13 protein-coding genes are annotated in these 15,601 nt (G+C 72.6%); 7 read left to right on the top strand and 6 right to left on the bottom strand.

The features are described 5' to 3' along the window. Window positions 1-139 precede the first annotated feature (139 nt). The 3 genes from ACIBQ8_RS45900 to ACIBQ8_RS45890 all read left to right on the top strand — a co-directional run bounded on the left by ACIBQ8_RS45900 (window position 140) and on the right by ACIBQ8_RS45890 (window position 4,658). Window positions 140-877 carry an SRPBCC family protein gene (locus ACIBQ8_RS45900; protein ID WP_397195264.1) on the top strand — a complete coding sequence of 246 codons (738 nt, stop codon included), beginning with the start codon at window positions 140-142 and terminating at the stop codon, window positions 875-877. Between the two features lie 89 nt (window positions 878-966). Continuing rightward, entirely contained in the window at window positions 967-3,600 is a 2,634-nt protein-coding gene (locus ACIBQ8_RS45895) for a CDP-glycerol glycerophosphotransferase family protein (protein WP_397195263.1), read from the top strand. After that, window positions 3,597-4,658, top strand: coding sequence for a glycosyltransferase (locus ACIBQ8_RS45890; protein ID WP_397195262.1), 1,062 nt, complete (start codon window positions 3,597-3,599; stop codon window positions 4,656-4,658). The genes ACIBQ8_RS45895 and ACIBQ8_RS45890 overlap by 4 nt, the downstream gene beginning before the upstream one ends. Here the strand turns inward: ACIBQ8_RS45890 and ACIBQ8_RS45885 are convergent. Genes ACIBQ8_RS45885 through ACIBQ8_RS45875 form a run of 3 tightly spaced genes read right to left on the bottom strand, consistent with a single transcriptional unit; the run spans window position 4,655 to window position 8,071 of the window. Next, the gene (locus tag ACIBQ8_RS45885; protein ID WP_397170578.1) at window positions 4,655-5,686 is read right to left on the bottom strand and encodes a sulfotransferase family protein; all 1,032 of its coding nucleotides are present in this window, start codon (window positions 5,684-5,686) and stop codon (window positions 4,655-4,657) included. The genes ACIBQ8_RS45890 and ACIBQ8_RS45885 overlap by 4 nt on opposite strands. 21 nt (window positions 5,687-5,707) lie before the next feature. Continuing rightward, window positions 5,708-6,565 carry a CDP-alcohol phosphatidyltransferase family protein gene (locus ACIBQ8_RS45880; RefSeq protein ID WP_397195261.1) on the bottom strand — a complete coding sequence of 286 codons (858 nt, stop codon included), beginning with the start codon at window positions 6,563-6,565 and terminating at the stop codon, window positions 5,708-5,710. Between the two features lie 48 nt (window positions 6,566-6,613). Next, window positions 6,614-8,071, bottom strand: coding sequence for a glycosyltransferase family 2 protein (locus ACIBQ8_RS45875; RefSeq protein WP_397170582.1), 1,458 nt, complete (start codon window positions 8,069-8,071; stop codon window positions 6,614-6,616). 124 nt (window positions 8,072-8,195) lie between these two features. On the opposite strand from ACIBQ8_RS45875, the gene ACIBQ8_RS45870 reads away from it, so the two are divergent. Both ACIBQ8_RS45870 and pseI read left to right on the top strand, forming a co-directional pair. Then, entirely contained in the window at window positions 8,196-8,720 is a 525-nt protein-coding gene (locus tag ACIBQ8_RS45870) for a GNAT family N-acetyltransferase (RefSeq protein WP_397195260.1), read from the top strand. Further along, a complete protein-coding gene (pseI, locus tag ACIBQ8_RS45865; protein WP_397170585.1) occupies window positions 8,717-9,760 on the top strand; it encodes a pseudaminic acid synthase in 1,044 nt (347 codons plus the stop codon). Before ACIBQ8_RS45870 ends, pseI begins: the two co-directional genes overlap by 4 nt. Here the strand turns inward: pseI and ACIBQ8_RS45860 are convergent. Further along, the gene (locus tag ACIBQ8_RS45860; protein WP_397195259.1) at window positions 9,753-10,727 is read right to left on the bottom strand and encodes a PseG/SpsG family protein; all 975 of its coding nucleotides are present in this window, start codon (window positions 10,725-10,727) and stop codon (window positions 9,753-9,755) included. The genes pseI and ACIBQ8_RS45860 overlap by 8 nt on opposite strands. Then, entirely contained in the window at window positions 10,724-11,476 is a 753-nt protein-coding gene (locus tag ACIBQ8_RS45855) for a cytidylyltransferase domain-containing protein (protein ID WP_397195258.1), read from the bottom strand. The genes ACIBQ8_RS45860 and ACIBQ8_RS45855 overlap by 4 nt, the downstream gene beginning before the upstream one ends. A gap of 105 nt (window positions 11,477-11,581) precedes the next feature. On the opposite strand from ACIBQ8_RS45855, the gene pseB reads away from it, so the two are divergent. Then, complete coding sequence (gene pseB / locus ACIBQ8_RS45850) at window positions 11,582-12,559, top strand: UDP-N-acetylglucosamine 4,6-dehydratase (inverting) (RefSeq protein WP_397170590.1); 978 nt, start codon at window positions 11,582-11,584, stop codon at window positions 12,557-12,559. Further along, on the top strand, window positions 12,559-13,686 hold the full coding sequence (locus ACIBQ8_RS45845; protein WP_397195257.1) for a DegT/DnrJ/EryC1/StrS family aminotransferase: 1,128 nt from the start codon (window positions 12,559-12,561) through the stop codon (window positions 13,684-13,686). Before pseB ends, ACIBQ8_RS45845 begins: the two co-directional genes overlap by 1 nt. A gap of 24 nt (window positions 13,687-13,710) precedes the next feature. Here the strand turns inward: ACIBQ8_RS45845 and ACIBQ8_RS45840 are convergent, their stop codons facing one another. Continuing rightward, entirely contained in the window at window positions 13,711-15,591 is a 1,881-nt protein-coding gene (locus tag ACIBQ8_RS45840) for a glycosyltransferase (protein ID WP_397170593.1), read from the bottom strand. Window positions 15,592-15,601: the final 10 nt, after the last annotated feature.

Below are 15,601 nucleotides of genomic sequence, written 5' to 3'. Positions count from 1 at the left end.
GCCCCCCCCGGGGCCCGGGGGGCGCCCCCCGGGGGCGGGGCCCCCGGCCGCGGGCCCCCCCTGTGGGGGGGGGGGCGCCCTGCCCGGGCCCCCCCCGCCCCGACGTAGTGTCGCAACCAACCTCGGAAGGAGCGGATCGATGGCGATGCGGTTCGAGCACGAGTTCACTGTCCCGGTTCCGGTCGAGCAGGCGTGGGCGGTGCTGCTCGACGTCGAACGGGTCGCGCCGTGCCTGCCCGGGGCGACGCTCGACATCTTCGAGGGCGACGAGTTCACCGGCCGGATGAAGGTCAAGGTCGGCCCGATCACCGTCACCTACCGGGGCTCGGCCAGGTTCGAGGACGTGGACAAAGACGCCCACACGCTCGCCATCCAGGCGTCGGGCAAGGAGGCCAGGGGCTCCGGCACGGCCTCGGCCACGGTCAGGGCGCGCATGACGCCGGCCGAGGGCGGCACGTCGGTGGCCGTCGAGACGACGTTCAACGTGACCGGACGGCCGGCGCAGTTCGGGCGCGGGGTCATGGCCGAGGTCGGGGCCAAGCTGATCGACAGGTTTGCCGGCAACCTCGCCCAGCTCCTCTCCGAGCCGATGGTGGAGCCGGTCGCCCCCCAGGCGCAGGAGCAGCCCACGGAGCAGGAGCAGGCCCAGGAGCAGGAGCAGGCCCAGGAGCAGGAGCGGCACCTGAGCGCGGTGGCCGTCCCCGAGCCGGACGTGCGGCCCGCGGGGACGCTGCGCACCTCGCGCACGCCCGACGAGGAGGCGCTCGACCTGATGGAGATCGCCGGGCAGCCGCTGCTCAAGCGGCTCGCGCCGATCGCGGGCGGCCTTCTGGCGCTGACGATCCTCATCTGGGTGGTTCGTCGCCTTATGCGCTGATTTTCAGCAAAAACAGCATAAAGTCCGGTCACTTCCCACAATCAGCGGGAAGTGCCATTCCCGCAGGTCATTTCTGGGGGGACATGGGCATGCCGGACTGCAGCGTCGTCGTGATCTCGTACAACGACGCGGCCCGCCTGCCCAGGGCCGTGCGCTCGGTGTTGCGGCAGACGTTGCGCGACCTCGAAGTGATCATCTCCGACGACGCCAGCACGGACGGCACGCCCGAGGTGGCCGCGCGGCTCATGGCCGAGGACCCGCGGGTGCGCTACCTGCGCAGGGAGCGCAACAGCGGCGGCTGCGGAGCCCCGCGCAACGACGGCATCGACGCGGCCAGGGCGCCGTACGCCATGTTCCTCGACAGCGACGACGAGCTGCCCCGGCACGCGTGCAAGAGCCTGCTCACCGAGATCGAGCGCACCGGCGCCGACTTCGTGTCGGGCCAGATCTCCCGGCTGTTCGAGCGGGACGGACGGCTGCGCCCGTACTATCCGTCGCTGTTCGCCCGGCGGCGGGTGGTCGAGGGCATCCGCGCCGAGCCCGAGCTCTTCCTCGACTCCTTCAGCACCAACAAGCTCTACAACGTCGCCTGGCTGCGCGACAACGTGCTGCGCTTCCCCGAGGACATCCACTACGAGGACCACGTCTTCGCCACCGAGCTGTACGCGCTGGCCCGCCGGTTCGCGATCGTGCCGTGGGTGGTCTACCACTGGCACCGGGCGAGCTCGAACGAGTCCATCTCCCTGAGCATCGACGAGATGGACAACGTGCGGCAGCGGGTGATCGCGGCCCGGCTGAGCGACGACATCCTGCGCGGCTACGGCGCGCACGACCTGGTGCCGCACCGGCAGTACCGGTTCCTGCGGCAGGACCTGCGGGTCTACCTCAATCCGCTGCCGGCGCGCGACCTGGTGTGGGTCAAGGAGTTCGCCTCGGTCGTGCGGCCGTACCTGGAGGAGATCCCCGGGGCGGTGTTCGACCGGATCGAGCCGATGGACCGGGTCTGCTGCCGGCTCATCCTGGACGACCGGATCGAGGACCTGCGCGTGGCGGCCGGGTCGCTGACCGGCCCCCGGGCCGCGCCGCGGGCGGCCGTGCAGGTGGACGGGCGCACGTACTGGGGCACCACGGCCGCGCCGGGCCTGGACATCACCGCGCTGCGCCTGGCCGAGCTGCCCTACACCGACTCCCGGCTGCGGCACGAGGTGACCGGCCTGGCCACGAACGGCGAGCGGGTGCGGATGACCGTGCGCACCTACGACCCGTTCGGCGTGCTGCCGGCCGAGTGGGACGCCTACCTGGAGGCGGGCCGGGAACGGGTGCCGATCCAGCCGGTCCCCTCGGGCGAGGGCGGCTACGTCAGCGAGGTCGTCTTCGCGCCCTGCGGCAGGAGCGACCCGCGCATCGGCTTCCGGCGCCGCTCCGACGGCCACGTCACCACCGACCGGCTGATCGTGGACCCCAACCTGGAGCCGATCGAGCTGCCCGGCTGCACGGTGAAGGCCGAGGGCTACGCCGCCTACCTGTGCGTGCGCACGCATTCGCGCACCCGCGCGGCGCTGCGGCGGGCGCGCCGGCTGCTGCTCAGGAAGCTCAACACGCCGGGCGTCAAGCTGCGCGCGTACAAGCTGCTGATCAGGGTGGTGCCGCGGCGCGACGACCTCGCCCTGTTCGAGTCGGACGTCGGCAAGGGCTACAACGGCAGCCCCCGGGCCATCTACGAGGAGGTGCGGCGGCGCGGCCTGCCGATCGAGGCGGTCTGGTCGGTCGCCAAGGGCCGCAAGAACTTCCCCGCCGACGTGCGGCTGGTCCGCCGGGGAAGCTGGCGCTACCTGTGGACGATGGCCCGCGCCGGCATCTGGGTGGACAGCCACGGCTTCCCGCTGGACTACCCCAAGCCGCCCGGCACCCGCTACCTGCAGACCTGGCACGGGCAGGGCATCAAGTCGATCGGCTTCGACGCCCCCGACCTGCGCGGCGACTTCGACCGGCCGCGCGAGCAGTGGCGGGCCGCCGTCGCCCGGTGGGACGCGCTGGTCTCGCCGAGCGCCGAGTTCTCCCGGGTGTTCCTGCCCTCCAACGGCTACGACGGCAAGGTCTACCGGTGCGGCACCCCGCGCTGCGACGCGCTGGTGCGGGCCGAGGCGGCCGGCGACGTGCGGGCCCGGCTGGAGATCCCGCCGGGACGCAAGGTCCTGCTCTACGCGCCCACCTACCGCGACCGGGACAAAATGAGCGGCCGCTCGGTACGCGCCGACCTGGACCTCATGGCCGAGGAGCTGGCCGGCGAGTGGGTGGTGGTGCTGCGCACGCATCCGGTCGAGAAGTACGACCCGCCCGAGCGGCTCAGGCACTTCGTCCGGCCGGCCGCGTCCTATCCGGAGATCAACGACCTGATGCTGGCCTCCGACGCGCTGCTGACCGACTACTCCTCCGTGATGTGCGACTACGCGGTGACCGGCCGGCCGATGGTGTTCCTCATCGACGACTGGGACGACTACCGGCTCTCCGAGCGCGGCGTCTACCACGATCTGCCCGCCATCGCCCCTGGGCCGTGCGTGACGACCACGGCGGAGCTGGTGGACGTGCTGCGGAACCTGCCCGAGGTGCACGCCGCCTTCGCCGCCAAGTACGCCGCCTTCCGCGCCCTGTGGTGCGCCGACGAGCACGGAAACGCCTCCGCCCGCATCGTGGACGACTTCTTCGAGGGGCGCGCGCGATGACCGTCGTCTTCGCCTGCCTGGACGCCGACACGCTCGGCGGCGTCCAGCAGGTCACCCACACCCTGGCCCAGGGCCTGGCGGAACGCGGCCACGAGGTGCACGTCGTCGGCCTGCACCGCGCCGCCGCGCCCTTCCGCTACGTGGACCGGCCGCTCTACCGGCAGCACGTCGTGGGCGGCCCGCTCGGCGAGCAGGGCCCGCTGGCCAGACGCCTGGCCGACCGCAGGGTGAAGGAGCTGCTGCGCAGCGTCCGCCCCGGGTACGCGGTGCTGACGTCGCCGTCGGTGGTGGCCAGGCTGTCGGGGCTGCTGCCCGCCGGGTTCCGCTCGATCGGCCAGTACCACGGCTCCTACGGCCACGCCCGCGACTGCTGGCACCTGGCCTCGATCAAGAAGCACTACCCCGGCCTCGACCAGGCGCTCTTCCTCAGCGACGACGACGCCTGGGCCTTCTCCGAGCACGCCCTGCTGCCCAACGCCTGGACGCTGCCCAACCCGCTGGGCTCCTGGCCGCGGGAGACGTCGGCGCTGGACGTGCCGCGGGTGCTGGGCGTGGGGCGGCTGGAGGGCGTCAAGCGGTTCGACCGGCTGATCAGCGCGTTCGCCCGCGCCGAGCCGCCGCCGTCCTGGGAGCTGCACCTGATCGGCGACGGCGCCGAACGCGAGCGGCTGCGGGCGCACGCGGCCCGGGAGGGCGTCGCGGACCGGGTGGTCTTCCGCGGCCTGGTGCCCGCTCACCGGATGCGGGAGGAGTACCTGAACGCCTCGCTGGTGGCGTTGACCAGCGAGCACGAGGGCCTGCCGGTGGTGCTGCTGGAGGCGTGCGCCCACGGGGTGCCGTCGGTGGCCTTCGACGTGTCGGGCGGCGTGCGCTCGGCGGGCCCGGTACGGGTGCCGCCGGGGGACGTGGACGCGTTCGCCGCCGAGCTGAGCGCGCTGATGGGGTCGGCGCCGGAGCGGCGGCGGCTGGGGGCCGCCGCCCGCGCACGGGCCGAGGCGTTCCGCCTCGACCACGTGCTGGACCGCTGGGAGCGGCTGTTCGCGCACATCCGGCGCTAGACGGTCACCTCGGGACGCTGCTGCGGGATGCCGGCCAGCGACTTCTGCGTGGAGGTGAGCAGCGCGCCGACCGGGCTCGGCTCGCGCAGCCGGTTGAAGCGGTCGCGCATGGCCTTGCGCGAGCGGCTGGCCTTGCGCTTCTGCATGGTCTTCTGGCAGGCCGTCACGTGCTCCTTGGCCGGCCTGGGCGCGCCGGTCAGCTCGTAGCCGTTGGCCTGGAGCCGCTCGCCGAGCACGTGCTCGCAGAGCGCGATCTCCCAGTCGTCCAGGCGGTTGGCCCAGCTCCCGACCCGGCTGCGGGTGACCTCGCGGTGGGTGTTGCTGTGCCACACCTTGTGCTGCGGGACGGCCTGGACGGCGGCCTCGCGCGGGGAGATCATCGACGGCGCGAAGTCCTCCTCCAGGAAGTGGCAGAGCTTCTTCATCTCGGTCATCGGGTCGTCGGTGAGGTCTTCGTAGCGCAGCTCGTAGTAGGTGTCGTCGGGCAGCGTGCGCCGCAGCCGCTCGCCGGCGTCGATGGCCTCGGCCCAGGTGGAGATCGCGTGGAAGGAGTCCAGCGTGTACCAGGGCATCTCCTTCAGCGAGGCCACGCAGTCGCGGCCGTCCCTGACCAGGTGGATGAACTGGGCGTCGGGGAAGAGGCGCAGCAGCAGGTCGGTCTGCTTGACGTAGCTGGGCCTCTTGTCGCCCCAGCGGGCCTTGTCGAAGCGGTCGGCGTACATGCGGAAGGCGGTGCCGATGACCGAGCCGAGCGAGCCCGGCCCCTCCACGGCCTGCCGGATGAACTCGTCCTTGTCGATCTTGAGCTCGCGGAACTTCGTGCTGCGGTCGGTCGCGATCCACTGCGCCAGTGCCTTGCGCCGCTGGGGGACCCGCAGGTCGCCCCATGTGCGGCGCCGGTAATAAGCGGGAACGAGGAAGCGCGTCTCCGGCGGCACCGCCATGCGCGGGTGCGAGTGGAGCATGAGCTGGAGCATCGTGGTACCGGACCGCGGGCATCCAATGACGAAGACTGGCCGGTCGGACATTTCGTACTAACCCCCGAAAACTTAGACGAGAACGTGCTCTCGGCTCTCCTGGGAGGGCACGCTGTGCCTGCGCGTGAAGAGCCACATCCGGTAGACAAGGAAGATCTCGTTGGCCAGGAGCAGGACGCCGGCGGCCATGGCGAGCGGGATCAGCGCCCACGCCCCCGCGAGCGGCGCCACCACGAAGACCGCGGCGTGGAACTCGATGCCGCTGATCAGGTGCGAACGCACCCGGTGCCTGGCCAGGAACCTGTTGAGGCGCCTGAAGAAGGAAGGCAGCCGCCGCCTGCGGCCGCCGGGGCGCGGACCGCGGTCCGCGAGCAGGTGCAGGTCGAGGTCCGCGGGCGCACAATCCAGCGGGACGGTGTCCTCGCCGGGCAGCTCCGGCTCGCCCCGCTCCTCCCTGACCGCCTCGCGCACCCGCTTCATCTGCGGGGCGTTGACGTACCTGAACAGGTCGAGCACGGCCACCGCCGCGCCGAGCACCACGTAGCGGACATCGTCCGTCAGGACGTACTGCCCGTACGCCAGCCCCCCGGCGCACAGGACGACCCTGACCCGGTCCCCCACGTAGTCCAGCCAGAGGCCGAAGGGCGTCCCCGTGCCCTTGAGCCGGGCTATCTTGCCGTCCACGCAGTCGATGGTGAAGCTCAGGTAGAACATCAGGGCGCCGGCGACGAGCTGGTCCAGCGCGAAGCAGGCCGCTGACACCATACCGAGGACCAGCGAGAACACCGTGAGCCCGTTGGGCGTGATCCGGGTGCGGTTGGCGACGGGAAGGGCGACCCGGCAGGCGACCGGATCCACGAAATACACGGTCCACCAGGAGTCTCTCCGCTTGCGTGTCTCGTAGACGTCATCCAGCGAATAGGTCCTCATGGATCCCAGCATGGCTACGGATCGCCGTCTGACGATTACTGTCTGGAACTACTGGGGGATGTCCATGCCGCTTCTTGACCAACCCTGCAGGGAAAACCGCCACGCACCGTGCGCGTCCGCGTCCCGGAACGAGCCCTTGAGCACGAGCCCGCGGGTCTCGGCCTTGACCAGGAGCCGCCAGGTCGGGCCGCCGCCTTCGAGCGTCCTGGGGTCGATGTCGGCCACCACGCCGTACCGGCCGGTGCGCCGGACCTCCAGGGGCACCCGGCGGCGGCCGTCGCTCAGCCACACGTTGACCTTGCCCACCTTGCGCTCGACCCGGTGGATGGCCACCTCGCCGCGCAGGCGGTAGGCGGCGCCCGTCCAGGAGCAGTCGTCCACCCTGGCGATCAGCTTGAGCTCGTCGCGGGCGTCGTAGACGTCGTCGGGGATGCCGAGCCGCCGTCGCCGGCGGAAGTAGGGGTAGTCGCCGTACCAGTTGACGGTACGGAAGCCGCGGGGGCGCACCCGGGTGCCGTCCACGCGGCTGCGGCGGAAGTCGCGGACCGCGCGCAGCTCGTCGATCATGCCGCGCCTGACCAGGTGCAGCTCCAGGCGGCGCAGCGAGGGCGCGCCGGCCAGCGCGCGCGGGCTCAGCTCGTCCAGCCAGGCGTCGGCCAGCCCCAGCAGCGGCACCAGGTCCTCGCCCGCCTCCCGCGCCGACTCCAGCGCCTGGAACAGGAAGACGATGTCCTTCTCCAGCACCAGGGCGTCGAACTCGGGCAGCAGCTCCGGCGCGCCGTCGTCCAGGAAGGCGCGCACCGCGCGGATGGCGGACAGCCGCTCGTGCAGGTTGGGCAGCTGCGAGCGGCGTTGCGTGATCGAGGTCTGCCCCTCGTCGCGCCGTCGCCAGTGGTAGACGACGTCGTCCACCATGTCCACGCTGGTGGCCAGGACGTGGGCCTGCATGGCGACCGGCACGTCCTCGTAGATGCCGGCGGGGAAGCGCAGGCCGTGCCGCCGCCAGAAGTCGGCGCGGTAGACCTTGTTCCACACCGTACGGTCCCTGACCAGCACCTTCTTGTCGGTGATGTGGGTGCACAGCACGGGCCGCCGGAAGACGCGCTCGTGCAGGATCGACTCCTCCAGCACGCCGTCCACCATGCGCCTGACCGCGCCGCACGCCAGGTCGGAGCCGGTCTCCCCGAGCTTGGCGATCAGCACCTCGTACGCGTGCGGCGGCACGACGTCGTCGCTGTCGGCGAAGGCCAGGTAGGTGCCCCTGGCCCGCCTGACGCCCTCGTTGCGGGCCGGCCCCGGCCCCAGGTTCTGCTGCTCGACCAGTGTGAAGCGGGGATCTCGGGCCACGAAGTCGTCGGCCAGCCGCCGGCTGCCGTCGGTCGAGCCGTCGTCGACCATGACGACCTCGAAGTCCTCCATGGTCTGGGCGGCCAGCGACTTGAGGCACTCCGTCAGGTACGGCTCCACGTTGTGGACCGGTACGACGACACTGAGCAGGGGGATCATGACGCTCCTTGGCTTTCGTGGAAGGCGGTCGAGGGCAGCATGCCGTGGCCGCCTCGCCTGTTCCGCGTTCGATGCCCGTCCCTGATGAGCTCTTTACCCGGCACCGAATCCGCTACGTTGTGCAATGAGTCGAGCACGAATGGTAGGGGGAACGGTGCTGAGACGCGTCCGGGATGATGATCTGCCCGTTATGCGCCGCTGGCGCAACCATCCGAAAGTGCGCGCCGCCAGCTTCACCGGCCACGAGATCTCCGCGGACGAGCACGCCCGCTGGTGGTCGGCCGTCCGCGCCGACCCGGCCAGGCGGGTGCTGATCTACGAGCACGACGGGACCGGCGCGGGGGTCGTGACGTACTCGGGGCTCGGCGGCGAGCGCGCCGGCTGGGGCTTCTACCTCGACCTCGACGGCCTCGACCGGTCCGGGGCGCTGCTGCGGGCGTGGGTGGGCCTGGAGCGGGCCGCCATCGACCACGCGTTCGGCCCGCTCGGCCTGACGATCCTGCGCGGCGAGGTGCTGGCCGACAACGAGCCGGTGCGGCGGCTGCACCGGCGGTTCGGGTTCATCGAGGTCGCGACCTACCGGCGGCCGGTCGACGGGGTGCCGCGCGAGGTCGTCGCCGTGGAGCTCTACAAGGAGGAACAGGGATGATGTCCATCGGAGGGCGGGCGATCGGGGCCGACCGGCCGCCGTTCGTGATCGCCGAGATGTCCGGCAACCACAACGGCAGCCTGGAGCGGGCCCTCGCCATCGTCGACGCGGCGGCGGCCGGCGGGGCGCACGCGCTGAAGCTGCAGACCTACCGGCCCGACACGATCACCGTCGACGCCGACGGCCCCGCCTTCCGGGTGGGCGACGGCCACGAGCTGTGGGGCGGCGAGAACCTCTACCGGCTGTTCGAACGCGCCCACACCCCCTGGGAGTGGCACGAGCCGATCTTCGAGCGGGCCCGCGAGCACGGCCTCCTGGCCTTCTCCGCGCCCTTCGACCCCACGGCCGTGGAACTGCTGGAGAAGCTGGACACGCCGGCGTACAAGATCGCGTCGTCGGAGATCGTCGACCTGCCGCTGATCAGGCTGGCCGCCTCCACCGGCAAGCCGCTGGTCATCTCCACCGGCATGGCCACGGCGGGCGAGATCGAGGCGGCGGTGACCGCGGCCCGCGAGGCGGGCTGCACGCAGCTCGCCGTGCTGTCCTGCACCGCCTCCTACCCCGCCTCCCCCGCCGAGAGCAACCTGCGCTCGTTGCCGCTGCTGGCCGCGCTCACCGGGGCCGAGGTGGGCGTCTCCGACCACACCCCGGGCATCGGGGCCGCGCTGGCGGCGGTCGCGCTGGGCGCGTGCCTGATCGAGAAGCACGTGACGTTGTCGCGGGCCGACGGCGGCGTCGACGCGGCCTTCTCGCTGGAGCCGCCCGAGCTGGCGGCGCTGGTGGAGGAGAGCGAGCGCGCGTGGCAGTCGCTGGGCCGGCCGGTGCTCGGGCCGCGCGAGTCCGAGCGCGAGGGCCTGCGCTTTCGCCGCTCGCTCTACGTGGTGCGCGACGTACGCGCGGGCGAGGCGGTGACCAGGGAGAACGTACGGTCGATCCGCCCCGCCGGCGGCCTGCCCCCCGACGCCATCGACGAGGTGACCGGCCGCCGCTTCACCCGCGACGCGCCCCTCGGCACGCCGCTGACCTGGGACCTCATCTGATCCACAGGTCGAGGAAGGCGTCGGCGACGCGCTCCCTGCCCTTGCCGTCGACCAGCCCGCCGCCCCGCCTGCCGTGCTCCTCCCGCAGCGCGGGGTCGGCGAGCAGCCGGGCGAGCACGCCGACGGCCTCGGCGTCGGCCGCCCGGCCCAGCCCGGCGGCCACCCCCCGGCCCACCAGCGCCCGGTAGCCGGCGAGCTGGTTGTCGGCCACCCAGCTCAGCGCCGTGGGGACGCCGAGGTGCAGCAGCTCCCAGATGGCCGACCCCGCGGCGGTGATCACGAGGTCGGCGGCCGCCATCAGCTCGGGCAGACGGTCGGTGGGCGGGATGACGGTGATGCCCTCGGCCGCCTCGAACGGCTCCGGGCTGACCAGCGTCGCCTGGAACGGCACGCCCGTGCAGGCCAGCGCCTCCGCCCAGGCGGGGGCCACGCCCGCGCTGTCGGTGCCGCCGAAGAAGCACAGCACCCGCGGCACCGGCCCCGGCTGCCGCACCCTGCGCCGCCCCCGGACGCTGTCGCGCAGCAGCGCGTACCGGGTGCCCGCCAGGCGCCAGGAGTCGCGCGGCAGCGGGAAGGGCCGGTCCTCGGCGCCGAGGTTCTGGTCGAGGTAGAGGTCGGCCTCCTGGCCCAGCGGGTCGCCGTCGACGATCGCCAGCACGGGGAAGCCCACCGCCCGCAGCGCCCCGCCGGTGTCCTCGGGCAGCTCGTACGAGTCCAGCACCACGGCGTCGAGCCGCAGCTCGCACGCCAGCGCGGCGAGCCGGTCGGGCCGCTCCGGGGCGGCCACCAGCGGCAGGCCACGGCTCCTGAGCTGGTCCATGGCCCATTCCGAACCGGAGACCGCGCCGAGGAAGACCACCTCGACGCCCCGCCCGCGCAGCTCCTCGGCCAGCGCCACGCACCGCACCAGATGCCCGGCCCCGCTCCCCGCCGCGGCGTCGCAGCGCACGCCCACCCGCCCGCTCATGCGTCCTGCAGCTCCTTCTGGCGCACGTGGGCGTTGAGCGCGCAGACCTCGGGCCTGGCCCGCAGCCAGCTCACCAGCGTGCGCACCGGGACGCAGGCGTCGCCCAGCTCCTCGACCACGCGGGTGATGAGCCGCCAGTCGTCCTCGGTGTCGAGGGTGACCCGCAGGTCGTCGGCCGCGGGCTGGTGGGCGAGGCCGAGCAGCCGCGACTCGCCCGGGTGCGCGTAGACGTAGGAGGTCACGTGGGTGCGGTGGAAACCGGTGGCCTCGGCGTCGGCGCGCTCCAGGGCGGCCCGGCCGACGATCTCCACGTCGAGCCCGCGCGGCAGCGTCCTGGCCAGGCTCGTGCTGAGGTAGTCGAGGCCCGGGACCGCGCGGAAGACCAGCGCCGCCTCCCTGATCACGACGGGGTCGAGCAGCGGGCAGTCGGCCGTGAAGCGCATCACCGCCCCCGCCTTCGCCCCGGCCTCCCGCACGGCCTCCCGCCCGGCCAGCGCCTCCATGAACCGGGTGAGCACGTCGTCGACGGGCCCGCGATGGCAGGCCACGCCGAGCCGGTCGCACTCGGCCGACACCGCGTCGTCGGCGGCCTGCGTCGTCGTGGCCACCACGAGGTCGTCGAGCGCCCGCGACTCGCGCGCGGCGCGCACGACCCAGCCCAGGACGGAACGCCCCCCGAGGTCGCGCAGCACCTTCCCCGGCAGCCGGGTGGAGCCCATCCGAGCTTGGATGATTCCGACAATACGCATCAAAACCACAATCCCCCGTGTGACCATACGTGGTTGACCGGTCGCGCTATGCTACCGGCCAGCTCTAACGACCACAGTTCGTCAGCGCGATTTTCAGGGGGCCGCGTGAGCATTCTCAGTGGATCGTCCATTCTGATCACCGGAGGCACGGGGTCGTTCGGGAAGGCGTTCATCCGCCACGCGCTCGACTCGCTCGGGGTGCGCCGCCTGGTGGTCTTCTCCCGCGACGAGCTGAAGCAGTACGAGCTCAAGCAGCTCTTCGGCGACGACGACCGGCTGCGCTGGTTCATCGGCGACGTCCGCGACCGCGACCGCCTCACCCGCGCCATGCACGGCGTCGACCACGTCGTCCACGCCGCCGCGCTCAAGCAGGTCGACACGGCCGAGTACAACCCGTTCGAATACGTCCGCACCAACGTCGCCGGGTCCCAGAACGTGGTCGAGGCGGCCATCGACTGCGGCGTGCGCAAGGTCGTCGCCCTGTCCACCGACAAGGCGTCCAGCCCGATCAACCTCTACGGCGCCACCAAGCTGGTCGCCGACAAGCTGTTCGTCTCGGCCAACCACTACGCCGCCGCCCACGAGACCCGCTTCGCCGTCGTCCGCTACGGCAACGTCGTGGGCAGCAGGGGGTCGGTGGTGCCGTTCTTCCTGCGGCTGGCCGAGCAGGGCGGCAGCCTCCCGATCACCGACAAGCGCATGACCCGGTTCTGGATCACCCTCGACCAGGCCGTGCGGTTCGTCGTCGACTCCTTCGACCTCATGCAGGGCGGCGAGCTCTACGTGCCGCGCATCCCCAGCATGCGCATCACCGACCTGGCCGAGGCGCTGGCCCCCGGCAGCCCCGTCTACGAGATCGGCATCAGGCCGGGCGAGAAGCTGCACGAGGAGATGATCGGCCCCGACGACGGCCGCCGCACCCTCCGCCTGGCCGACCGCTACGTCGTCCAGCCCACGATCGCGACCTGGGGCTACCAGGCGCCGCAGACCGGCGAGCTGCTGCCCGAGGGCTTCTCCTACCGTTCCGACACCAACGACCGCTGGCTGTCCGTGCGCGACCTGCGCGACATGGTGGCCGGCTGATGCTGCCCTACGGACGGCAGTCCATCATCGAGTCCGACATCGAGGCGGTGGCACAGGTGCTGCGCGGCGACTGGCTGACCACGGGCCCCGCGGTCCGGCTGTTCGAGGACGAGCTGGCCCGCTGGACCGGCGGCGTGCCCTGCGTGTCGGTCACGTCCGGCACGGCCGCGCTGCACGTCGCCTACGTGGCGGCCGGCGTCGGCCAGGGCGACGAGGTGATCACCTCGCCGCTCACGTTCGTCGCCACGGCGGCCACGGCCGTGCTGCGCGGGGCGCGGGTGGCCTTCGCCGACGTCCAGCCCGACACCGGCAACATCGACCCCGACTCGGTCGCCGCGCTGGTCTCCGACCGCACGAAGGCCGTCACCGGCGTCGACTACGCGGGCCATCCCGCCGACTACGACGAGCTGCGCACGGTCGCCGAGCGGGCCGGCGCGGTGCTGGTGGCCGACGCCGCCCACTCGATCGGCGCGTCGTACAAGGACCGGCCGGTGGGGTCGGTGGCCGACCTGACGACGTTCTCGTTCTTCCCGACCAAGACCGTCACGACCGCCGAGGGCGGCGCGGTGGCGGTGGCCGACCCCGGCCGTCTGGAGCGGGCCGCCCGCTTCCGCAACCACGGCCTGGTCCGCGACCCGGCCGAGCAGCGCGACCCCGGCCACGGCGGCTGGCACCAGGAGGTGCACGAGTTCGGCCTCAACTACCGGCTGCCCGACGTGCTCTGCGCGCTGGGCGTCAGCCAGCTGCGCCGCCTCGAACGGTTCCGCGCCCGCCGCGCCGAGCTGGTCGCCCGCTACGACACGCTGCTGCGCGACGTGCCCGGCCTCACGCTGCCCGGCCGGCGGCCCTACGTCACGCCGAGCTGGCACCTCTACCCGGTCCGGGTGCGCGACGGCCGCCGCCGGGAGGTCTACGACCGCATGCGGGCCGCGGGCATCGGCGTGCAGGTCAACTACATCCCGGCGTACTGGCACCCGGTGTTCGAGGACCTCGGCTACCGGCGTGGGCTGTGCCCGCGCGCGGAGGCGTACTACGCCGAGGAGCTGTCGCTGCCGCTGTTCGCCGACCTGACCGACGGCGAGCAGGACCTCGTCGTCGAGACCCTCACCGCGATCCTCGCCCGATGAGCCCCACCCCGATGAGCCCGGCCGTCAGCGTTCGGCCAGCAGCAGGCAGCCGTCCTCGCTGCGGTCGATGAGGAAGCGCCGGTCGTCCACGGTGGCGACCTGGCGCTCGGCCCGCCGTACCAGCGGGCGGATGGGCCGGCCCTGGTCGATGACCACCTCCCACCACGACTCGCGGCCGACGCTCTCGTCGATGCCGGCCAGCGGCACCCGCGCCGAGAAGTCCTGGCCGGCCAGCGCGACGGGGAAGTACATCTCCTCGCCGTCGCTCTTGCGGCGCAGCCGCACCACCGGCTCGCCGTCGCCGAGGTCGTTGATCCGGCCCGAGAACACCAGGTCGCCGTCGTCCACGCGGCACTCGCCGATGAGCGCCTGGGCGTTGCGCAGCCGCAGCCCCCACCCGCCCTTGGAACCGCGCGCCGGCACCAGCCACACGCCTGACCTGCGGCGCGGCGCGGGCACCTGCGGCGGCAGCCAGCGCGGCCCGGCCACCCTGGCGTCGAGCCTCAGCCCGTGGCCCCTGAGCTGCACGCGCAGGTCCCAGTGGCCGCGCCGGGCGAGCTGGGCCGGCGTGAACACCGCGGGATCGACCGCGAAGGCGAACGGGAAGGCGTGCTCGGGCGCCTCGACGCCCTCCTCCAGCTCGACGGTCTCCCAGACGGGGGCGCTGTCCTCGTCCGACAGGCGGATGATCTCGCCGGTCGCACGCTCGGCCAGCCAGGCGCGCATGCGCACCCGGCGCAGCGCGCCGGCGTCGAAGCGGCCCAGCGCGGCCCGGCCCGCGCCGGTCAGCACGCCGTCGCGCCACTCCAGCGACACCAGGCGGGCGGTCAGGGCCAGCTCCTCGGAGACCTCCGACAGGTGCGCCGGGATCGCCGGGTGGCGGCCGTACCAGCGCCTGCGCAGCAGGCCCGCCGGTCTGATGCGGGGTTGCAGCCGGCCCTCGCGGGCCTGCTCGTGCACCCCGGCCAGCTCCTGCAGCCGCCGCCGGTGCAGCAGGTGCACCTGGATCCGGTGCTCGAACGGGACGCTCAGCCAGGACTCGCGGGACACGCCGTCGAGGTAGCCGGCCATCAGGTCGAGCAGCTCGGGCCGCATCCCCGTCGTTGCGGCCGCCTCCACCGCCACCGTCATGTCGATGTCGAGCGTGTCGCGGTCGAAGTCGGGCTTGAGCCCCGGCGCGTCGCGGGCCAGCAGGTCGGCGGTCTGCAGCACCGACAACATCCGGTCGCGCAGGTTGCCCGGCTCCAGGCGGCGCTGGGTGATCGAGGAGCCGGGCTCGTCGCGCTGCCGCCAGTGGTAGACGACCTTGGACAGCACGTCCACCGAGCGGGCGCCCACGTGGGCGGCCATGGCGACGGGCTGGTCCTCGTACATGCGCTCGGGGAAGCTCAGGCCCAGCCGGTCCCAGAAGGACCGGCGGTAGACCTTGTTCCACAACATGCGGTCGCGGATCAGCAGCGGGTGGCGGGTGATGTGGGTACGCCTCATCGGCGTCGCGAACGCCTCCCGATGGGCCCAGGAGGGGATGAGCAGGTTGCGGTAGAGCCGCATGACGTTCCCGCAGGCCAGGTCGGAGCCGGTGGACTCCAGCGAGGACACCAGCCGCTTGAACGCCTCCCGCGGCACGGTGTCGTCGCCGTCGACGAAGGCCAGGTAGCGGCCGGTGGCCTGGGTCAGGCCGACATTGCGGGCCCGTCCGACGCCCTGGTTGGGCTGCCTGATGAGACGGATCCGGGGATCGGCCGCCTGCCTGGACTCGACCTCGGCGCAGCCGTCGTCGCGGCTGCCGTCGTCGACGCAGATGACCTCCAGGTCGGACATCGTCTGGCCGGAGATGGAGTCCAGGCAGGGGCCGATGTACTTCTCGACGTTGTGGAACGGGACGATCACCGAAAGAACCGGCACATGCACTCCT

Origin of the sequence: Nonomuraea sp. NPDC049646 (genome assembly GCF_044465525.1) — a bacterium.
GTDB lineage: Bacteria > Actinomycetota > Actinomycetes > Streptosporangiales > Streptosporangiaceae > Nonomuraea.
Note: the sequence above shows the minus strand (reverse complement) of the source record. Positions and strands in the feature narration are given on the sequence as shown.